The organism is Burkholderia sp. Ac-20392, from assembly GCF_017104585.1.
Taxonomy (GTDB): Bacteria; Pseudomonadota; Gammaproteobacteria; order Burkholderiales; family Burkholderiaceae; genus Burkholderia; species Burkholderia lata.
Map to the genome: position 1 here is coordinate 1 of NZ_JAAGPB010001161.1, position 801 is coordinate 801.

At 67.9% G+C, this 801-nt stretch carries 1 protein-coding gene and 1 pseudogene; both read left to right on the forward strand.

Going from position 1 to position 801, the window contains the following annotated elements:
- Positions 1–434, forward strand: a 434-nt coding sequence (locus G3N99_RS41385) for an ATP-binding cassette domain-containing protein (protein WP_206125328.1), incomplete at its 5' end; no start/stop codon positions are given.
- Positions 431–712: pseudogene (locus G3N99_RS41390) on the forward strand (ATP-binding cassette domain-containing protein); the annotation flags it as partial. The gene G3N99_RS41385 and the pseudogene G3N99_RS41390, both read left to right, overlap by 4 nt.
- Positions 713–801: the final 89 nt, after the last annotated feature.

An 801-nucleotide genomic window follows, 5' to 3' on the forward strand; every position in this document is an offset into this window, starting at 1 on the left:
CCGCGCTGCGCGACAAGGCGCGCGCGATCGTCGCCGGGTTCGGCGAGCGGCTCACGCCGCGCATCGATCATCCGGCGCACAGCCTGTCGTATGCGAACCGGCGGCGCGTGGAGATCGGCCGCGCGCTCGCGCTGCATCCGCGCCTGCTGCTGCTCGACGAGCCGACGGCCGGGATGAACGAGACGGAAACGGCCGAGATGCTGCAACTGATCCAGTCGCTGAAGGCGCGCGGCCTGACGATCCTGCTGATCGAGCACAAGCTCGAACTCGTGATGCGCGTGTCCGATCGCGTGATGGTGCTCGACAACGGCGTGAAGATCGCCGAAGGCGCGCCGCGCGACGTGCGGCACGATCCGCGCGTGATCGAGGCGTACCTCGGCCGCCGCCACGCGGGTGGCGCGCCGGCCGAACGCGCAGCACAGGCGGCCGCATGACCGCAATTTCTTCCGGACCCGACACGACCATGACCGACGCGCTGCTGAAACTCGAACACCTCGACACGTTCTACGGGCCGGTGCAGGTGCATTTCGACGTGAACTTCGAAGTCGGTCGCGGGCAGATCGTGAGCCTGCTCGGCGGCAACGCGAGCGGGAAGTCGACGACGATGAAGCTGATCCTCGGGCTGATGCGGCCACGCCGCGGCGTCGTGCGCTTCGACGGCGACGACGTGACGGCGCTCGCGACGCCGCAGCGCGTGCGGCGCGGGGTCGCAGATCGGCAGAGCGTCGTGTAGGGGAAGAGGGTATATCTCGGTGTATGGTTTGGCGGGGCGCGGATGCTGAAATAAAACACACGTAGTAA